The organism is Bradyrhizobium sp. MI1.10 (genome assembly GCF_055811035.1).
The window spans coordinates 59,955-77,966 of sequence record NZ_JBVVPN010000026.1 but is presented as its reverse complement, the minus strand read 5'-3'; the positions used below and the strand labels follow the sequence as shown (position 1 = coordinate 77,966).

The following is an 18,012-nucleotide window of genomic DNA, read 5'->3' as shown; positions in this document are numbered from 1 at the left end:
GCAGCGCGCGCGACGGGACGCACTCCCAAGACGACGCCCGGTCTTGCAACGCAATGCGCGGGCTAGTCCACATATTGGCAATATACGGCCGCGTTGGCGCTTTCAGGACTCGCGAAGACGAGCCCGGGCACCAAGAGCGCGTGCTCAGGAAAATCCGGGGCAGATCTACCAGCCGGAATAGTAGCTCCGCCTCGCATAGTAGCCGCCATAACCGCCATAGCTACCGTAGGCGCTGTAGGCACTGGGCGGACAATATTCATAGCCGTATCCTCCGCCGTAAGAGGAGTATCCGCCGCCGTAGGAAGGATATGCACCATAGTAGCCGGAGCTTGCGATCGCGCCACCCACGACAGCGCCCGCAACCACCGCGCCGGCGCCCCAGCCACGGTAGCCTCGATATCCGTAACCTCTGTAGCCATATCCGGCGCCGCGATAGCCCAAACCACGATAGCCCAATCCCGCTCCGCGGTAGCCTCCGCCCCATCCGCCGCGATAACCCCAGCCTCCGTAGCGCACTTTCACCACGTCATTATCGAGCGTGGCTCTCATGGCGCCGACGTTGGTCGGCAAGGGCGCTGCTTCGCTTCCGGCTACAGAAATCATGGTGGTCGCGACAGTAAGAATTGCTGGAAATGCTCCTTTGATGAACCTCATCATATCCTCCACTGGTTTAAATCTCGACTGACCGGCGAGAGAAGAATTCCGTCACGCCGGCGGCACGACCGCGCACATGAAATGTTTGCGGTCGTTACCGGCTTGGCCTTGATTTGAATCAACGAGCGAGCTTGGAGGCCGTGAGCGGCTCCGGCCGGTCACGGGCCCGCTTGCCCGAGGCGCGGCACCAGATGGATCGTCCTTAGGTCGCAGAGCGCGGCGGGCTTGAAGAACCTGCGAATATAGCGAACATTAATCGCAACGGCTCGATCTGCATATCGTCGACACTTGCATAGTGGAGCGGCCTGATGATCACAGTTCCGGAACTGGTGTCGCAAGCTCTGGGCGCGTTTCTGACGACGGAAACCAAGGACCGGTTCGGCGCCTCGCATGCCGGCCTGACCGAATTGCTTCCATTTGCAGCCAAGCTCACGATGGAGTGCATCGGCAACAGCGATGCTCTCTATCACAACATCGAGCATACGTTGCTCGTGACCCTTGCCGGGCACGATATCCTGACAGGCCGCGCGCTGCTCCGGCCCACCACGGCAAACGACTATGCGAATTTCATTCTGGCGTGCCTTGCCCACGACATCGGATACGTCCGCGGCGTCGTTCAGGGCGATGAGGACGATCTGTTCATCGCGGACGTCACCGGCAACACGGTTCGTCTGCCGCGAGGATCGTCCGATGCGGCTCTCGCGCCATACCATGTCGATCGGTCGAAACTGTTCGTGCTGGAACGGTTGGATTCCGTCGAGCAGGTGGATGCCGATCGGGTCGCTCGGGCGATCGAATATACCCGGTTTCCTTACACGATGTCTTCGAATGACAGCCTCATTGAAGAGGAGGGATTGCTGTTGCGGGCCGCCGATCTCATCGGTCAGCTCGGCGATCCCAACTATCTGAAGAAGTCCAACGCGCTGTTCTACGAGTTCGAGGAGATCGGCCTCAACAAGACCTTGGGCTACGCGACGCCAGCGGACATTGTTTACAAATATCCACAATTCTATTGGAGTAACGTAGCTCCCCAGATCCAACCGGCGATACGTTATCTCAACGTGACGTCTCGAGGCCGGCAATGGATAGCGAGTCTCTACGGCAACGTATTTCGGGCCGAGCGTGAGCTGACTCTCTCCGGACCGCAGCCCTAGACCGGACCACAGCCCTAGAAGAGGCTCGACGCTTGATCTGGATCAAGCGTGCGGCGTGAGAGCAGGGGCTAGTTCGCCTCAGCATGCGCGGCATGACTGAAGGCGCGTCCGTGAAAACACTCCGTCAGATATTCTCTGGAGACGAGATCATCCAGCTTTTGATCCGGCTCGGATTGCTCGGGCTGCTGCTCGTCTGGGCGCTCCTCCTGGTCCGTCCATTCATCCCCATATTGGCCTGGAGTGTCGTGCTTGCTGCTGCGCTGAACCCGGTTTTTCGGCGCCTCAGCGACATTCTCGGTGGGCGGCCGAAGCTTGCGGCGACGATTCTCACGCTCGTCAACCTGGCTGTGGTGATCGGACCGGCGACCTGGCTGGGCATGGGCGCGGTCGACGGGATCACCGATCTTGCCGCCCAGGTGACGGCCGGTGAATTGCATGTGCCTTCGCCGCCGCAGTCGCTCAAGGAGTGGCCAGTCATCGGGCCTCAGCTCTTCGATCTCTGGGATCAGGCGACGACCAACCTCCGGTCGCTCTTGCGCGCGGTCGTGCCCTATTTGAAGCCATTCGCGACCACCTTGCTTGGGTTTGCCGGCAATGCCGGTGTGGGAACGGTCAAGTTTCTGCTGTCGGTGGCGGTGGCCGGCGTGCTGTTTCCGTATGGACCTCAGCTCGTGGCCGCAGGGCGCAGCTTTCTGTCGCGCATCGTGCCGGACCAAAGCGAGCATTTTTTGGACTTGGCGGGAGCCACGATCCGTGCGGTGGCTCAAGGCGTGATCGGCGTTGCTATCATCCAAGCCTTGCTGGCGGGAATAGGTTTCAAGCTCGCCGGCATCGCCAGCGCGGGCCTTCTTGCCTTCGTGGTGCTGTTGCTGTCGATCGTGCAGATCGGCGGGACCATCGTCATCCTGCCGGTTATCATCTGGATCTGGACCGACAAGGAATTTCCGATCGCGCTCCTGCTGACGGTGTTTCTCGTGATCGTGTCGGTGCTCGACAATATCCTGAAACCGCTTGTCATGGGCCGCGGCCTGACCACGCCGGCGCTCGTGATCCTGATCGGGGTGATCGGAGGAACCCTCTTCCATGGGATCATCGGCCTCTTCATCGGACCTATCATTCTATCTGTGGTCTGGGAGCTGACGGTGGCCTGGATTCGTACCGAACGTGCTGTGCCGGCGAAACTGGCGATCGAGCGTTGACGCATATCAATTCGACTGAGCCTTTCAGGCAAAGCGATACGACAACGAGGTCGGAACGTGGTGGTGGAAATATCTGGCCCGCCTGGTCCCCTTGCTGTGGCCGCCGGTATTGATGCAGGACTTCGGCATGCTCCAACGAGTGCGACGTGAGCGCCATGGATACCATTCTTGTCATCAATGCCGGCTCTTCCCACCTCAGATTCCGTATTTATTCGGTCGAAGGAGAAGGAAGCCTACGGCAGCAGATCAAGGGGCGGATCGACGGGATCGGACGTTGCCCGCGACTGCAGGCGAGCAGCGCCGGTGGCGATCCGCTTGCCAATCGCGCCTATCCGATCGAAGCAGTGCGGGATATTCCGGCCGCACTGAACATTGCAGGCGCCTGGTTGCGGGATGAGCTTCATATCAGCCCCATCGCTGTCGGGCACCGCGTCGTTCACGGCGGTGCGGAGCATGACCGGCCGGTCCTGATTGATCAGGGGATGCTGGCTCGCCTGGAAGGACTGACGGCGTTGGCGCCGCTTCATCTACCGCACAATCTGGCGCCCATACGAGCGATCCTGGCTGACTTCCCGACGCTTCCGCAGGTCGCCTGCTTCGAGACCGCATTTCATCGAACCCATGCTGCGGTGGCCGACCACTACGCGATCCCTCGTGGGCTTCATGCCGAGGGCGTACCGCGCTATGGATTTCATGGCCTTTCCTACGAATACATCGCGAAGACCTTGCTGAGGGTTGCGCCGGAAATCGCGATGGGACGCGTGATCGTCGCGCATCTCGAGAGCGGGGCATCAATGTGCGCGCTCGATGGAGGGCGGAGCGTCGAAAGCACCATGGGCTTCACCGCGATTGACGAACTGCCGATGGAAGCGCGACCAGGGCAGATCGACGCGGGAGTTGTGCTTTATCTCATCTCGGAGAAGGGAATGGCAGCGTCCAGAGTGCAGGAGCTTCTCCACGGAGATTGCGGGCTGAACGGCCTCTCGGGCCTCAGCTGCGATATGCGTCAGCTCGAGGCAAGTAAAGACGTCAACGCGAAATTTGCGATCGACTATTTCGTTCACTGGGTCAGCCTTAACGCTGGTATGCTCGCAGCTGCGTTGCAGGGGCTCGATGCGTTCGTCTTCACCGCCGGGATCGGCGAAAGCTCCGCGTCGATCCGTTTGCGCGTGGCGGAGCGGCTCGCATGGCTCGGTGTCAAGCTTGATGTGGCGCAGAACGCGCGGCAATCGCAGTTGATATCGTCTGCCGCGAGCCGCATTCCGGTTTACGTCTTGCCGTCCGACGTGGATCTTATGATCGCGAGACACACGTTGGCGCTGCTAATGAACAGCAGCTCGACAGCATCAAAGGGGGCGTCGTGATCGGTTCCCCTTGATCGGGGTTGCGGTCAAGCGTCAACGGGGTCCCGTGGTCGGCGCTTGCGGAATCATCGGACGGCTTCTTCGATGTCGGCACCAGGAGTGCATATTGGCGGTTCAATTCCTGCTCGGTACCTTGATCAGCGTGATCAACATCATGATTCACGCGCTGGTGACCGTTGCGGCCATCGACATCGCCCGTACCGCCGGATTGAAGCATACGGCGCGGCCGCGGTCGCACCTGATGGCCGTGATGGTCATCACTGCTGTCATTTTGATGGTCGCGCACGTCGTCGAGGTTCTCATTTGGGCGCTCGCCTATGCGGCGGTCGGCGCGGCGCCTCCGGGAAGCGATCTGCTATATTTCACCTTCGTGAACTACACCACGCTCGGCTATGGGGACATCACGCCCGTGGCGGGCTGGCGGCTGACCGGACCTATGACCGCCATGAACGGCATCCTGATGTTTGGTTGGTCGACCGCGGTTCTTTTCGAGGTCCTGCGCAAGACGGTTGAACATCTCGCGGCGATTGCGGCGCCTAAGTCTAGTTCTGGAGATCGAGGCTAGCGAGCTTCAGCCGGTCCAGCAGCACGATCTGGCGCTGGGTATTTCCGACGAAGCCGAGGATACCGAGTTCATGCAACCGCGATAATGCGCGGGAGACGGTTTCCAGCGTTAATCCGAGATAGTCGGCGATATCGCGCCGCGACATCGGCAGCGCCATGATCCCGGCGGCTGTCAGCCGCTTGTCCATCTCGATCAGGAAGGCTGCGACCCGCTCCAGCGACGTCTTGCGGCCGAGCAGCAGCATGTGGTCTTCCGCATGCTGAAGGTTGGTCGTGGTCATGCTCAGCAGGTTGCGAGCCACCACGGCGTCGTCCTGCGCGACCAGCTCGAGACTTTGGCGCCTCACCAGGCGAACCGTGGTATCGACGATCGCTTCCGTCGTGAACCTGTGCGCACTGCCGTTTTCCAGCCCGAAGATATCGCCCGCAAGATGAAATGCGCCGATCTGGCGGCGGCCGTCCGACAGCAGCTTGTAGCTCCGCACAGCGCCGTTCTTCACCTGATAGACGTACTCTGCGGGCTCCTTTTCGCCGTAGACTTCGGAGCCCTTCTTATAGGTAAACTCGTTTAAACTGATGATCGGGTTTGAATCGGTGTTTAACCCTAGCTCGCGGAGCGAATGAAGCCGCGAGGAGGCGTCGGCAGCGGTGCGAACGAACATGGCCAACTCCCGAACTGATGGTGACGCGGTATTTCCATCGCGGGAATAAGGAGCCGCCGAAAATCCGCTTCCCGCGAAGGTTGTTTAGGCGATAATTGGGGTTTTCAACCATTGTCTGTAGGTGCATTGTACCAAGGTACAGGAGGGGTTCGATGCGCTGACTGAGAACCCGTCAGAGTGTCTGTCAGATGGTGCGGCAATATGCCGAAAACGGACGCTTCGTTCCCGATTGCAGCATCCTAGTTGGGCTGCTTTGCTTAGGCATCAACGGCACGTCTGGTCTTTCTGCATTTGAAGTACCCATCGAGGGGAAAAAACTTGTCCGGCTTCGTATATGTCGTGGACGACGACGCATCCTTTCGGATGGCGATTCAGCGTCGGCTCAAACTGGCTGGGTATGAAGTTGTGACCTACGCGTCTGCCCAGCAGCTGCTGGATGATCCGCCAGGGGCCGACCATCCGGGATGTATCTTGCTCGATGTGCAGCTTCCGGGCCTGAGCGGGCCGGAGTTGCAAGCCTCGCTCGTCCAATGCCATTCGCCGCTGCCCATCGTCTTTCTGACCGGACATGCGGATACCGCGACGACGGTCCGTGCAATCAAGGCCGGCGCAGAGGATTTTCTGACCAAGCCGGTGTCGTCGGAACAGTTGATCGATGCGATTGAGCGGGCAATGGCTCAACAGGAGGTGGCGCGGAGCCAACAAAGCAAGCTCGATTCGGTACGTTCTCGCTTGAGGTCTCTATCGCGACGCGAGCGACAGGTCTTCGACCTGATCGTGCGCGGGAAGATCAACAAGCAGATCGCTTACGAGCTTGGAACGACCGAACGCACGGTGAAGGCGCACCGCCACCAAGTGATGACAAAGATGCAGGTACTATCGTTTGCCGAATTGGTGTCCGCTGCCGAGCGGCTCGGCCTGCTGGATTCGGCAAAGGTGTGACGCAGGCCGGTTTTCGTGCGCTTCGTCAGGTCTGCGATCAGACCTGTACGATGGGACAATATGAAATGTTATTGACATAATTCGCCCTGGGCCGCCTACATACCGGCGTCGTTAGCCGTCAGATTAGCGCAGGAACCTTTGCCGCGTAGCGTCGTTGCGACGCGAGTGCCAGGTTTCCAATCAGAAAGACGGGCCCATTGTTTGCACGTAAGCCGATTTACGTCGTGGATGATGATTTATCGATGCGCCGAAGCTTGGAGCGGTTGCTTCGAAAGCATGGGTTTGAAGCGGTTGCTTTTGATTCCGCCGCTGCGCTGCTTCGTTATGGCTGCATCGAAGAGGCGTGCTGCATCGTTCTGGATATCAATCTGAACGGAGAGTCGGGTATCTCACTCCGCGGCAGGCTCGCGAGCGAGTGTGCCAGTGTCCCGATCATCTATATTACCGGCAACGACTGCCAGGCAAATCAGGCTGCCGCGATTCAGTCCGGGTGCGCCGCCTATCTGGCCAAGCCCTTTGCAGCAAGCGCACTCATCGACTCCATTGAACGCGCCTGCGCCGAGCATGGCTGAAGCCGCCGCTGCTCACTCGTCGATGTCCTGCTCCAGAGTCTGTGCGGGCGCGCCGTTGTGAGCCGAGCCGAACTGTGCCAGCGGCAACGATGTCGTCAGAGACAGAAGGTTGGAATCGGTGACCTCGAGCACCAGAGTCTTGCCGGCTTCCATGTCCTCGATGAACCTGGGATCGGCGGCGTCTGCGGCGATACAGGTATTGGTCAGGCACCAGGTGTAGGGCAACGATCTGGAAGTTCCCTGATCGACGGTCAGCTTGGCAGGCCGTTGCAGATACATCCCGACGGGGACAAACACTTGCAGCCGGGCAGTGCGGTCGCCGTCGCGCTCGATCAGGTCCACGCGCACCGCCATCTGGCCCGTTGCAAACTTGCCGGTGATCGAGGTCCGGCACAGCATCGGCGCACCGCCGGGCTTGACGCAAAGCTTCCGCCAGTCGCTATAGGTGATGTCCTTGGCTTCGCGCTGTCCGCGAGGCGCGATTTCGGCGGACTTTGCCTCTGGAGCCGGCTTGGGCGCGACTGCATTCTGCGCCGAAGCTGGTCCGGCAAGAGCCGCCGCGAACAATATCGACACGCAGACGAGCGCACGCCCAGACGAAAGCACTGAAGTTGTGTCAATCATGTTCTGCCTCCACGTCAGCCTCTGCGGCTATTTCTGCGCGTCAAGAAATCGTTCGACGAGCGGTGACCACATCGGGATCGTGTCGGGCGAGCCGATGAAGAAATGTCCTTCGCTGCCGAAGGGCGGCATCAGATGATATTCGGCCCTGCCGCCGGCCGCGGTGAAGGCCTCATGCATGCGCTTCGATAGGGCAGGGCCGAAGAACGTGTCGTTCTCGATATAGAACCACAGCATTGGCACCCGCGACGTCCGGCCGAAATCGGCGGTCGCTTCGACCAGCTTGTCCGGTGCGCAATTGTTATTGGGTTTGCCATCGACGCGGCCGCCGCGTCCTGCGGCGAAGGTGATGATCGCCTTGACCTGCGGAGGGTTTGCGCTCGAGAGCGCAATGGAAGCCCAGCCGCCTGCGGACTGTCCGATGACGATCACGTCCTTCGGCAGAACGCGCTTCTCGGCCACCATGTAGTCGATGATCCAGAGATCGACTTGTGCCACCGCACGCCCGGCGTCGTGGAAGTTCGGATTGGTGCAGCTTCCGACCTTGGAGAAGAAGGGCCCGTAAAGACCGTGCTCGGGAATATCGATGGCGGCCGCGCCGTAGCCGGTTCCGACCGGCGCTACGACGAAATAGCCGCGGCTGGCGAACCACTTCGCGGCATTGCGGAATTCCACCAGCGGGAAAAAGCTTCGGTCGACCGCTTTGAGCGAGACGCCATGGTTCATGATCGCCAGCGGGAAGGGGCCATCGCCGACCGGCCGCACCACATAGGCAAACATCGGCAGCGGGAGCGGCAGGGCCCAGACCTCTTCCTGGATCCGAACATTGTCGTCGGCGCGCACAGGGGCAAGAAAGCAGGCCAGGATGCTCAGTGCTCCCGCCAGGTAGGTCACTGTTGAAGCATGCCGCAAATTCACGTGCGCCTCCTTCAACCGGCGAAAGTGCTGGCCACGATGATCGGGCCAAGCACAGTCAGCACAACGTTGCCGACCGCGTAGGGCACAGCGACCCCAAGCACCGGCGTTTGGCTTTCTGCAACTTCGCAGGCCCCGGTCACCGCGGCGTCGACAGTCATGGCGCCGGCCAGCGCGCCGCAAATGATGACCGGGTTCATGCGGAGCACGCGATGGGCAAACAGGGTCGTCACGATCAGCGGCACCAGCGTAACGACCAGGCCCATGCCCACCAGCAGCATGCCGTGCGACTGGATTGCGACCCAGGCCGCGTGGCCGTTGCCGAGCCCGATCGCGGCGATAAAGCCGCCGAGCCCGAGGTCGCTCAGCGTTTGCTGCGCGGCGGGCGGCATTGCACCCATCGTCGGCCGGCGCGAGCGCAGCCAGCCGCAGAAAAGTCCCGCTATCAAGGCACCGCCGCCGCCGCCCAGAGTCAGAGGCACTGAACCGATCTTGACGCTCGCGAGGCCGGCGAGCAGACCTATGGCAATGCCTGCGGCAAGGAATGCGATGTCGGTGCGGTCTTCGGAGCTCAGGATCTGTCCAACCTGCGAGGCGGCGCGCTCGATGTTGCGGGTGCTGCCGACCAGCGTCATGACATCACCGACATAGACGCGGGTGTCCGCGCTCAACGGGACCTCGCGTCCCATCCGCGTCAGGGTGCGCAGGAACACGCCGCGCGCGGCGTCGCCGACGCGTTCAGCCATGTCCTTGACGGAGCGGCCATGGAGCTTGCGATTGTCGACGAGGACGTCGACCACGTTGCCTGGAAGAGCCTTCAGGATCTCGTCGGCGTCGATTTCTGTGCCAACAATCGGCTTTGCAGCGACGATGGCGGCGGTGCGGCCTGCGATAACGATGTCGTCGTTCGCTTCAAGAACGGTGTCGCGATGCGGTTCGACGTCAGCGCCCTGGCGCACGATCCGCTCGATCACGCTGCGGCTGCCGATCTGGTCTTCGACGGCGCCGACGGTCCGTCCCGCCGCTGCCGACACCCGGTACGCGCGCGCCTGGAACTTTCGATAATGCAGATTTTCGGTCTGCGGCGGGTTGCCACCCGACAGCTCCGCCTCGAGCTTTGCAGCTTCCGCTTTCAAATCGATCCGCATCAATTTCGGCGCGACGAACGGCACGTACAGGAGCGTGAGGATATAGCCGAGCACGTAGGTGATGGCGTAGCCGGCCGCGATATTGGCGTCCTGCTGCTGCAGCAACTCTTTGGGGAGTCCGAGCTGAGCTAGTGCGCCAGATGCGGTGCCGATGACCGACGACTGTGTCAGGGCTCCCGCAGCAAGACCGGAAGCGGTGCCGGGACCGAGCGCGAACACATGGGCAAATACGAGAACGATGACGAGGCCGGTGCCGCCAAGCACGAGTGCGAGCGCAACCTGCGCCAGGGTCCGGATGCTCAACGAGGCAAAGAACTCGGGTCCGGACCGGTAGCCGATCGTGAACACGAACAGGCTGAAGAGGATGACCCTGAGCAAGGACGGAAACGTGAAGGTGCCAAGCTGCCCGATCAGGACGGCAACGATGAGCGTGCAGGCCGTGGTGCCGATCGAAAAACCGCGGATTCTGACGCGGCCAAGAATGGTGCCCAGCGCAACCGACAGCAGCAGGAAAATTTCCGGAGCGGCGGAGATGATCCATCTGACCGTGCTCATGGCGCATGCCCTCCAGCGATTTGTGCTAAATCTGGTTCGTCAAACCTGGCGATGCTTGATTCAGATCAACCCCTGCCGGGGGTTAACCCGCTCCGTGTTGAGCCGCAGGATTTGACGTGGGGACCTGAGCACGATGGATACCGCCGTTGCTTCGTCGATACGCCGCGACGAAACGGCGCCGATTGCGCTGCTGCTTGCCTTCGCCGGCGGCTATATCGACGCCTATACGTGGATCATCCACGGCGTGATGGCCAATGCCCAGACCGCAAACCTTGTGCTGTTGTGGGTTTATGGCTCGATCGGAAATTGGACGAAGGCGCTGCACTTCGTCCCGCCGATCCTTGCATTCGCCGCCGGTATTCTGGTCGCTGCATGGCTGCGCCGGGCGACCGGAGGGCGCGCCAGCGCGATCGGTACACTGATCGAAATCCTGCTGCTGGTCACCATCGCCATCCTGCACAATCGCCTGCCGGATCTCGCGGGAACGCTTGGCATTTCCTTCGTCGCCGCCGTACAGAGCGCGGTCTTCACGAGGGTCGAGGGCGCGCTCTACAGCTCCGTCATGATCACGGGCAACATGCGGCAGGCGATTGAAGGGCTGTTCGCTGCGGCCTCCGGCAATGGGACGCTCCGTCCCCCCGGCATTTTCGCCACCTTATGCGTCGCCTTTGGTCTAGGGGCGGCTGTGGGCGCCTTCGCGACCAAGCAAATCCCGAATCTGGCGCTCGGTCTTCCCGTGATCGCACTGCTGGTCGTGCTGTTGCTCTGCGAAGTCTCAAGCGAGGAGGGCAGGCTCTGATGTCTTCCGGGCGGAAATGGCGCTGGATCTTCCTGTTTCCGCCCGCAACCTGGTTGGCGCGGTATCACCGCGCCTGGCTGCGTTCGGACGCCATCGCCGGCATCACGCTCGCGGCCTACGCCATTCCGGTGTCGCTGGCCTATGCCACGCTGGCGGGCCTGCCGCCCCAAATCGGCATCTACGGCTACATGCTCGGCGGCGTCGGCTATGCGCTGCTGGGGTCGTCGCGCCAGCTTGCAATCGGTCCGACCTCGGCGATCTCGCTGATGATTGCGGCGACCGTCGGGACGCTGGCCGGCGGAGACGCGGCGAAATACGCCGAGATCGCGAGCCTAGCCGCCTGTGCGGTAGCGCTGCTTTGTCTGATCGCGTGGCTGTTCAAGCTCAGCGTTCTCGTCCGCCTGGTGAGCGACAGTATCCTGGTCGGTTTCAAGGCCGGTGCGGGACTCACCATCATGATGAGCCAGTTGCCGAGCCTGTTCGGCGTCGCCGGAGGCGGTCACAATTTCTTCGATCGCGCCATCAAGCTCGCCGGCCAGCTCGGCGGCGTCAATTGGCTGGTTCTGGCGATCGGAGCCATCGCGCTCTTGTTCCTGCTGGTGGGAGAGCGGCGGCTGCCGGGAAGGCCGGTCGGGCTCACGATCATGGCGCTATCGATCATGCTGGCGACACTGCTTGGCTTTCCGTCGCGTGGCGTGCCGGTGACCGGCAAAATTCCGGAGGGATTGCCGGCGTTTGGATTACCCAGCTTTGGTCTATTGGAGCCCGACGAGCTCTTCCCGCTGGCCGCGGGATGCGTGCTGCTGGCCTATATCGAAGGCGTCTCCGCCGCACGCAGCTTTGCTGCCAAGCACGGCTATGCCCTCGATGTCCGGCAGGAGCTTTTGGGGCTCGGCGCGGCGAACCTCGTCACCGCCTTCGGCCACGGCTATCCCGTGGCCGGCGGGCTGTCGCAGTCTGCGGTCAACGACAATGCCGGGGCGCGCACGCCGTTGGCCCTGGTGATCTGCTCGGCGGCGCTTGCGCTGTGCCTGCTGTTCTTCACGGGGCTTTTGACGAACCTGCCCAAGGCGGTCCTGGCGGCGATCGTTTTTGCCGCCGTCTACAGGCTGGTGGACATCCGCGCGCTGTTGCGAATGTGGCAAGTCAGCCGCATCGACTTTTATGCTGCGGCGATTGCCCTCCTGTCAGTGTTGCTCCTGGGCATCCTGCAGGGCGTCTTGCTGGCGGCCGTCGCGTCGATCTTCCTGCTCCTGGCGCGAGCCTCGCGTCCGAATGTTGCTTTCCTCGGCCGGCTGCCCGGTACCGGCCGCTATTCCGACAATGCGAGGCACGAGGGCGTCGAGCCATTGGTCGGCATCATCGCGTTTCGACCCGAAGCCTCGCTGCTCTACATCAATGCCGAAACGATCCTGGAGACAGTGTTAGGCACCTTGCCGCTGTCGGCCGGCGTCAAGCTCGTTGTCTGTGATCTGTCGGCCGCGCCCTACATCGATCTGGCCGGCGCGCGCATGCTGCACGATCTCTATGACGAACTCGCCTCCCGGAATATCACCTTCCGCATCGTCGGCGCGCACGCACAATTACGCGATCTGCTGCGGGCTGAAGGCTTGGCGGAAAAGACCGACAGCAGGACGTGGCTTCGTTCGGTTGACAGCGTACTCGGGGAAACCATGACCGGGCAATCATCTGATCCCAATCCATAAGATACGCCCGACCTATGGGCGGGCCGGCTCTGACGCGATCTCACCATCATCCTCAATCGGTCACGCGGTAGCGCCTTGGACGATGTCCGCATCGCAAATTGTTCCGGGCCTCTTCAAGGCGCTCGACCCTTGACTTGGATCAATGGGCCGAGGGGAGCGGGCATCACGATCCCGGCCGAGACGTCGCAAAGATCCGGAGAGAGACATGTCCAAGGACGCCAAGGCTACAGAAAAGCGCATCGATCAGTTCATTTCCGGGCCCGGCGGACGGGCGGATGATTGGCGCGATCTGGTGGAGGCAGCGAAGGCATGGGCGCGCGGCGGTGACCGCACGAAGTACGATGCGGCGCTGGCGGATCTCTCCGTGATAGAGGAGTTTCACGGCTATCCGGGGCTGCAGTTGATGGCGGCTTTGCGGGAAGCGGCCTCGGCCGGGGATGCGGCGGGTTCACTTGCTCTCGCGACGCGCATCACGCAGGCGTTGATGACGAGATCTTTCCGCCAGCTTGCCGGCGACTGGAATGCCAAGGACGACGGCAACGGTGATGCGCCCGAGCTTGTGCCGTCAACTTTCGGATCGCATGAGGGCCATCGACCCTATTTCGAGACACTGATCGTCACCGGCCTTTCGTCCAACCATTGGCCGGCGCTCGCCGCCGAATGGCGCAAGTTGCGCCGTCCGGTCGATTCTTTCGTCTATGAGCCGGTGATCGTCGGTAGTCTTGAAGACGCCTTCTGCGCGACGATGCTCAACCCCAATATCGCCGCCGTCGTCATCAACGAAGGGTTCGGCCTGCGCTCGCGCCACGGTGCGCCGATACTCCGCACCATGACCGCCGCCGCGGGCATCAATGACGAGGCGGACGCGTCCGCGCTCCGGCTGGCGCACGTCATCAAGCGGGTCCGTCCCGAGCTCGACATCTACCTGATGTCGAATCGCGACGTGGAGGCAATGGCGGGGAACCCCGAAGCCAATGTGGTTCGGCGGATATTTTACTCCATCGAAGAGCTCCTCGAGCTGCATCTCTCCATCCTCGAAGGGATCCAGGATCGCTTCGACACACCGTTCTTCGACAATCTCAAGAAATACGCGCAACGCCCGATCGGGACGTTTCATGCGCTACCGATCGCTCGCGGCAAATCTGTCTTCAGGTCGGACTGGATCCGCGATATGGGCGAATTCTACGGGCTGAACCTGTTCCTGGCCGAGAGCAGCGCGACCACCGGCGGCCTCGACAGTTTGCTGGAGCCGACAGGCACCATCAAGAGAGCGCAAGATAAGGCGGCACGCGCGCTCGGCGCCGATCGCGTGTTCTTCGTGACCAACGGCACCTCGACATCCAACAAGATGGCGGTGCAGGCGCTGCTCGGGCCAGGCGACATCGCGATCGTGGATCGTAACTGCCACAAGTCGCACCATTACGGCATGGTTCTGGCCGGTGCTCAGCCCATCTACGTCGAAGCGTTCCCGATGACCGAATATTCGATGTATGGCGCGGTGCCGCTGAAGACCATCAAGCAGGCCCTGCTGAATGCCAGAGCCGACGGCCGCCTGGACCGCGTCAAGATGCTTGACCTGACCAACTGCACCTTCGACGGCCACATCTACAACACCCGCCGGGTGATGGAGGAATGTCTCGCGATCAAGCCAGATTTGATCTTCCTGTGGGACGAAGCCTGGTTCGGCTTCGCGCGCTTCTCTCCGTTCCTGCGGCGACGGACCGCGATGGGCGCCGCCAACGAGATCGAGACCTGGATGCATGATCCGAAATCGGTCGCGGCTTACGAGAAGCAGCAGGCCGACCTCGGCAAGACCCCCTCGGACGAGGTGCTGCTCAAGACTCGTCTGATCCCGGATCCGCGTCAGATCCGCCTGCGCGTCTACCAAACCAACTCGACCCACAAGTCGATGTCGGCGATCCGGCAGGGCTCGATGCTGTCGGTCAAGGACGTCGAATTCCACACCGTCGAGCAGCAGTTCAAGGAGGCGGTGTTCACGCACGCGTCGACCAGCCCGAACCAGCAGCTCATCGCCAGCCTCGATGTCTCGCGGCGCCAGATGGAGCTTGAGGGCTACGGTCTCGTCGCCAACGCGATCGAAATTGCGTTCGCGATCCGCAAAGCGGTCAACAGCAATCCGCTGATCTCGAAATACTTCCGGATTCTCGGTGCGGACGCGATGGTGCCGGCGCAATATCGCCAGAGCGGCTTCACCGACTATCTCGCAACAGGCATGAACTGGGCGAGCGTCCTGAAGAGCCTGGACGACGACGAGTTCTGCCTCGACCCGACCCGGATGACGTTGGTCTGCGGCACCGCCGGCTACGACGGTACGCAGTTCAAGGGCATCCTGGCCAACGACTACAACATCCAGATCAACAAGACATCGCGCAATTCTGTGTTGTTCCAGTCGAACATCAACAATACCCGCAGCGACGTCGCGCATCTGGTGAGGGTGCTGGCCGAGATCGCGGGAGAGGTCGACCGCGGGTTGGTTCAGGGCGGCGCCAATGCGAAGAAGACCTTCGAGGCGCGCGTCAAGAGCCTGATGACCGATGTGCCCGACTTGCCGAACTTCTCGCAGTTCCACGACAGTTTCCGTGGCGATGCCGGCACCAGGACCAACGAGGGCGACATTCGTAGCGGCTTCTACTCGGCCTATGACGCAGCGGGATGCGAATATATCCGGCTCGGCGATTCCGAGATCGACCGTCGTCTCAAGGCCGGTCCCGACCTCGTCTCCGCCAGTTTCGTGATCCCGTATCCGCCGGGCTTCCCGATCATGGTGCCGGGGCAGGTCATCACCCAGGAAACCATCGACTTCATGCGCAAGCTCGATGTGAAGGAAATCCACGGCTACGACGCCAAGGAAGGGCTGAAGCTCGTACGTGCCGAAGCCCTGGCGAAGATTGGGCGGCCCAAGCCCGGCGCCGCGCCGAAGCTGAAGGCGGCATCGTAATAAAGGGGACGGATATGCAGAGCTTTTTCACGTTCTTGCAGCAGAACCCGTTTCTGTTGCTGTTCTTCGTCGTTGGGCTCGCCGTCTGGATCGGCCGGGCCAGCATCAAGGGTTACGGCCTCGGCATGGTCGCCGGCGCCATCGTGGTGGGCGCAGCCCTTTCGGTTTGGGCGTCGGTCTACGGCGTGAAGCTTGAGCTGAACGCGTTCGCCAAGAGCCTGTTCTACTATTTGTTCATGTATGGCGTCGGCTTACGTGTGGGACCGTCCTTCATCAACAGCCTGAAGGGCGATGGTCTCAAGTTCTGCATCCTGGCGCTGGTGTCGAGCGTTCTCGGTCTTGCGCTTGTCGTTATGCTTTCGAAGCTCTTTGCGCTGCCGATCGGCGCTGCCGGCGGCATGCTGGCGGGATCGCAGACCATGTCGGCCGCGATTGGCTCGGCTGAGCAGGCCATCACCTCGGGCGTCGTGAAGCTTCCCGAAGGCATGAAGCCCGAAGACGCGTCGGGCATGATCGCGCTGTCCTACGGCATCACTTATATCTGGGGCACCGTTGGCATCATCCTAATCTGCAAATATCTGCCGCGCTGGTGGGGCGTCGACGCCAAGGCCGCAGCCAAGCAGTACGAGCAGGAGTTTGGCGTCAAGGACCTCGAGGGTGGTGGCCTGACCGGTTACCGGCAGTTCGGCCTGCGTGCCTACCGGCTGGATAATCCGGCCCAGGTCGGCATGAGCATTGCCAAATTCCGCACGATGAATCCCGAATACCGCATCGTCAATGTGGCGCGCCGAGGAGAACCGCTGGGTGCCGACCCCGAACTCGTTCTGCAAAAGGGCGACGTCGTCGCGCTCGGCGGCTCGACCGAGCATCTCACCGACAAGATGGGCCTGCTCGGTCCGGAGGTTGCCGACGCCAAGGCACTCGGTATTCCCATGGATCAGGCGGACATCCTCGTCACCAACAAGGAGATGGCCGGACGGACCTTTGAATCCTTCCGCGATACGGCCATCGCCGGCCAGCTGCAGGTCACCAAGGTGGAACGTGGCGGCGTGCAGATTCCGGCCGGTCTCAAGACCGAGTTGCAGCGGATGGACATCGTCTCGGTGGTCGGCATCAAGTCGGCTGTCAACGAGCTCGGCGACATGTGGGGACGCATTGCGCGGACCAACACCTCGACCGATCTGTTGACGCTCGCCTCAGGCATGATCATCGGCTTCCTGATCGGCATGATCGAATTTCCGGCCTTCGGCGCCAAGATCGGCCTCGGCAATGCCGGCGGTCTGTTGCTGTCCGGCGTGATCGTCTCATCGCTGGTCTCGCGACTGCGCTTCTTCGGCAATACGCCGAACGCGGCGCGCAACGTGCTGGAGGATCTCGGCCTCGTGGTCTTCGTCGCCATCGTCGGCATCAATGCCGGCGCCGGGTTGTTGGCGCAGCTCACGGGTGCGGTCGCGTTGAAGATCTTCGTCGCCGGCTTCATTGCCTGCACGATTCCGCCGTTCATCGTCTGGGCGATCGGCTTCCACGTCTTCAAGATCAACCCGGCCGTGTTGATGGGCGGCGTTGCCGGTGCGCGATCTCACTCCGGGCCGTGCCGTGAGGCCGCGGTGGAAATCCAGAGCTCCGTGCCCTGGATTGGGTTCCCGGTCGGGTACGCGGTGTCCGGCATTCTGCTCACCGTGTTCGGCTACTTCGCAATGATCCTGGCTCAATAGCTCGGCGTCACAACCAGAGGAAATAAGACTCATGAGAAAAGTCGCTATCTATGCCGCCCTGGTCGCTTCGCTGGCAGGCGTCGCCGGCTTCAGCACGCCGTCGCGGGCAGAGACCGGCCAGGTCGCCGTTGTCTTCACCAAGGGCGGTTTCATCGTTGGCGTCGGTGGCGGCGAGGGCGTTCTGCTGTATCGCGGCCACAAATATCCCTTCACCGTCTCGGGTATGAGCGTCGGCTTCACGATCGGCGCTTCGACCACCAAGCTGGTCGGTCGCGCCCTCAACCTGAGGGGGCCGGAGTCGATCGAAGGCTCCTACGCTGTCGGCGGTGCGGGCGGTGCTATCGCTGCCGGCGCAGGTGCCGTTCAGCTCCAAAACGGCAACGGCGTGATTCTGCAGCTTAGCGGACCGAAGGTCGGTGCGGAGCTGTCGGCCGCTGTGGGGGGCGTGACGATAGCTTTGAAGCGGTAGAGCGGCACTCGCGC

16 protein-coding genes are annotated in these 18,012 nt (G+C 61.8%); 11 read left to right on the top strand and 5 right to left on the bottom strand.

Translation table 11 applies throughout. From position 1 onward, the window contains the following. Positions 1-165: 165 nt before the first annotated feature. On the bottom strand, positions 166-603 hold the full coding sequence (locus AC0L3K_RS25685; protein ID WP_245285885.1) for a hypothetical protein: 438 nt from the start codon (positions 601-603) through the stop codon (positions 166-168). A 359-nt stretch (positions 604-962) separates the two neighbouring features. On the opposite strand from AC0L3K_RS25685, the gene AC0L3K_RS25680 reads away from it, so the two are divergent. From AC0L3K_RS25680 to AC0L3K_RS25665, 4 genes are all read left to right on the top strand, one after another. Then, positions 963-1,808, top strand: a complete 846-nt coding sequence (locus AC0L3K_RS25680) for an HD domain-containing protein (RefSeq protein WP_219684394.1) — start codon at positions 963-965, stop codon at positions 1,806-1,808. Positions 1,809-1,891: 83 nt separating this feature from the next. Then, positions 1,892-3,007, top strand: a complete 1,116-nt coding sequence (locus AC0L3K_RS25675) for an AI-2E family transporter (RefSeq protein WP_007592983.1) — start codon at positions 1,892-1,894, stop codon at positions 3,005-3,007. 155 nt (positions 3,008-3,162) lie between these two features. Beyond that, positions 3,163-4,371, top strand: coding sequence for an acetate/propionate family kinase (locus AC0L3K_RS25670; RefSeq protein ID WP_473367111.1), 1,209 nt, complete (start codon positions 3,163-3,165; stop codon positions 4,369-4,371). 106 nt (positions 4,372-4,477) lie between these two features. After that, positions 4,478-4,936, top strand: coding sequence for a potassium channel family protein (locus AC0L3K_RS25665; RefSeq protein ID WP_354127603.1), 459 nt, complete (start codon positions 4,478-4,480; stop codon positions 4,934-4,936). Here AC0L3K_RS25665 and AC0L3K_RS25660 read toward each other — a convergent pair. Continuing rightward, positions 4,914-5,597, bottom strand: a complete 684-nt coding sequence (locus AC0L3K_RS25660) for a helix-turn-helix domain-containing protein (protein WP_007592978.1) — start codon at positions 5,595-5,597, stop codon at positions 4,914-4,916. The two genes, AC0L3K_RS25665 and AC0L3K_RS25660, sit on opposite strands and share 23 nt — an antisense overlap. A 318-nt stretch (positions 5,598-5,915) precedes the next feature. On the opposite strand from AC0L3K_RS25660, the gene AC0L3K_RS25655 reads away from it, so the two are divergent. Beyond that, complete coding sequence (locus tag AC0L3K_RS25655; RefSeq protein WP_007592977.1) at positions 5,916-6,539, top strand: response regulator transcription factor; 624 nt, start codon at positions 5,916-5,918, stop codon at positions 6,537-6,539. A 197-nt stretch (positions 6,540-6,736) separates the two neighbouring features. Further along, positions 6,737-7,111, top strand: coding sequence for a response regulator (locus AC0L3K_RS25650; RefSeq protein WP_007592975.1), 375 nt, complete (start codon positions 6,737-6,739; stop codon positions 7,109-7,111). A 12-nt stretch (positions 7,112-7,123) separates the two neighbouring features. On the opposite strand, the gene AC0L3K_RS25645 is transcribed toward AC0L3K_RS25650, so the two are convergent. Genes AC0L3K_RS25645 through aspT form a run of 3 tightly spaced genes read right to left on the bottom strand, consistent with a single transcriptional unit; the run spans position 7,124 to position 10,350 of the window. Then, positions 7,124-7,735 carry an invasion associated locus B family protein gene (locus tag AC0L3K_RS25645; RefSeq protein WP_007592974.1) on the bottom strand — a complete coding sequence of 204 codons (612 nt, stop codon included), beginning with the start codon at positions 7,733-7,735 and terminating at the stop codon, positions 7,124-7,126. 27 nt (positions 7,736-7,762) lie between these two features. Next, on the bottom strand, positions 7,763-8,605 hold the full coding sequence (locus AC0L3K_RS25640; RefSeq protein WP_245286076.1) for an alpha/beta hydrolase family protein: 843 nt from the start codon (positions 8,603-8,605) through the stop codon (positions 7,763-7,765). Positions 8,606-8,661: 56 nt separating this feature from the next. Further along, a complete protein-coding gene (gene aspT, locus AC0L3K_RS25635; protein ID WP_473367110.1) occupies positions 8,662-10,350 on the bottom strand; it encodes an aspartate-alanine antiporter in 1,689 nt (562 codons plus the stop codon). A 133-nt stretch (positions 10,351-10,483) separates the two neighbouring features. Here aspT and AC0L3K_RS25630 point away from each other — a divergent pair, with 133 nt between their 5' ends. The 5 genes from AC0L3K_RS25630 to AC0L3K_RS25610 all read left to right on the top strand — a co-directional run bounded on the left by AC0L3K_RS25630 (position 10,484) and on the right by AC0L3K_RS25610 (position 17,998). Further along, positions 10,484-11,149, top strand: coding sequence for a YoaK family protein (locus tag AC0L3K_RS25630; RefSeq protein ID WP_007592969.1), 666 nt, complete (start codon positions 10,484-10,486; stop codon positions 11,147-11,149). Further along, on the top strand, positions 11,149-12,855 hold the full coding sequence (locus tag AC0L3K_RS25625) for a SulP family inorganic anion transporter (RefSeq protein WP_473367109.1): 1,707 nt from the start codon (positions 11,149-11,151) through the stop codon (positions 12,853-12,855). Before AC0L3K_RS25630 ends, AC0L3K_RS25625 begins: the two co-directional genes overlap by 1 nt. Positions 12,856-13,060: 205 nt before the next feature. After that, a complete protein-coding gene (locus tag AC0L3K_RS25620; protein ID WP_473367108.1) occupies positions 13,061-15,814 on the top strand; it encodes a decarboxylase in 2,754 nt (917 codons plus the stop codon). A gap of 14 nt (positions 15,815-15,828) precedes the next feature. Beyond that, positions 15,829-17,529, top strand: coding sequence for an aspartate:alanine exchanger family transporter (locus AC0L3K_RS25615; protein WP_354171351.1), 1,701 nt, complete (start codon positions 15,829-15,831; stop codon positions 17,527-17,529). Between the two features lie 31 nt (positions 17,530-17,560). Beyond that, positions 17,561-17,998, top strand: coding sequence for a hypothetical protein (locus AC0L3K_RS25610; RefSeq protein WP_007592965.1), 438 nt, complete (start codon positions 17,561-17,563; stop codon positions 17,996-17,998). Positions 17,999-18,012: the final 14 nt, after the last annotated feature.

Excerpts from the sequence above, each read along its gene's own strand:
- AC0L3K_RS25610 (WP_007592965.1), top strand. The coding sequence starts at position 17,561 with ATGAGAAAAGTCGCTATCTATGCCGCCCTGGTCGCTTCGCTGGCAGGC.
- AC0L3K_RS25660 (WP_007592978.1), bottom strand. The coding sequence starts at position 5,597 with ATGTTCGTTCGCACCGCTGCCGACGCCTCCTCGCGGCTTCATTCGCTC.
- AC0L3K_RS25615 (WP_354171351.1), top strand. The coding sequence starts at position 15,829 with ATGCAGAGCTTTTTCACGTTCTTGCAGCAGAACCCGTTTCTGTTGCTG.
- AC0L3K_RS25630 (WP_007592969.1), top strand. The coding sequence starts at position 10,484 with ATGGATACCGCCGTTGCTTCGTCGATACGCCGCGACGAAACGGCGCCG.
- aspT (WP_473367110.1), bottom strand. The coding sequence starts at position 10,350 with ATGAGCACGGTCAGATGGATCATCTCCGCCGCTCCGGAAATTTTCCTG.
- AC0L3K_RS25675 (WP_007592983.1), top strand. The coding sequence starts at position 1,892 with ATGCGCGGCATGACTGAAGGCGCGTCCGTGAAAACACTCCGTCAGATA.
- AC0L3K_RS25645 (WP_007592974.1), bottom strand. The coding sequence starts at position 7,735 with ATGATTGACACAACTTCAGTGCTTTCGTCTGGGCGTGCGCTCGTCTGC.
- AC0L3K_RS25685 (WP_245285885.1), bottom strand. The coding sequence starts at position 603 with ATGATTTCTGTAGCCGGAAGCGAAGCAGCGCCCTTGCCGACCAACGTC.
- AC0L3K_RS25625 (WP_473367109.1), top strand. The coding sequence starts at position 11,149 with ATGTCTTCCGGGCGGAAATGGCGCTGGATCTTCCTGTTTCCGCCCGCA.
- AC0L3K_RS25670 (WP_473367111.1), top strand. The coding sequence starts at position 3,163 with ATGGATACCATTCTTGTCATCAATGCCGGCTCTTCCCACCTCAGATTC.
- AC0L3K_RS25620 (WP_473367108.1), top strand. The coding sequence starts at position 13,061 with ATGTCCAAGGACGCCAAGGCTACAGAAAAGCGCATCGATCAGTTCATT.
- AC0L3K_RS25680 (WP_219684394.1), top strand. The coding sequence starts at position 963 with ATGATCACAGTTCCGGAACTGGTGTCGCAAGCTCTGGGCGCGTTTCTG.